The organism is Lysinibacillus sp. 10T31 (assembly GCF_056394365.1).
In genome coordinates this window covers 1-414 of sequence record NZ_JBFTHS010000224.1, presented here as the reverse complement: position 1 = coordinate 414, position 414 = coordinate 1, and the positions used below count along the sequence as shown (strand labels likewise).

The 414-nt window shown below is 66.7% G+C and carries 1 protein-coding gene; it reads left to right on the top strand.

All coding sequences use genetic code 11. The features are described from left to right. On the top strand, window positions 1–414 hold a 414-nt coding region (locus tag AC1DCY_RS27760; protein ID WP_477356015.1), incomplete at both ends, for a hypothetical protein.

The following is a 414-nucleotide window of genomic DNA, read 5'->3' as shown; positions in this document are numbered from 1 at the left end:
GGTCGATGCCGCGTGCAAGGTTATGCATCACGGGTACGAGCACGAAAGCCGTAAAGCGTACCGCGAAGCATGCCAGAAGGATGCGCGCCAGGCACTGCAAGCCGCCCTCGCCGCCCGCCAGCCGGTGGGGGAGCCGGTGGCATGGATGACGCACCACGACGAACCGATGCTGTATCCGACGTTCGCGGAAGCCGCCGCGTACTGCGATGACGACGAACCTCCGATTCCGCTCTACGCCGCCCCGTTCGCGCAGGCCGTGGACCTTGGTCTGCAGCTGGATCGCTACGACGCCGGGCTGCTGGGTGACGGCGGCGGCGGCGATGTTGGCTGGTGGCAGGACTACATCCGCACCGAGCTGGATCGCGCCCATGAGTTCTACCAGGACCAGGCAGACAGCCAGGCGGTGGGCAAATG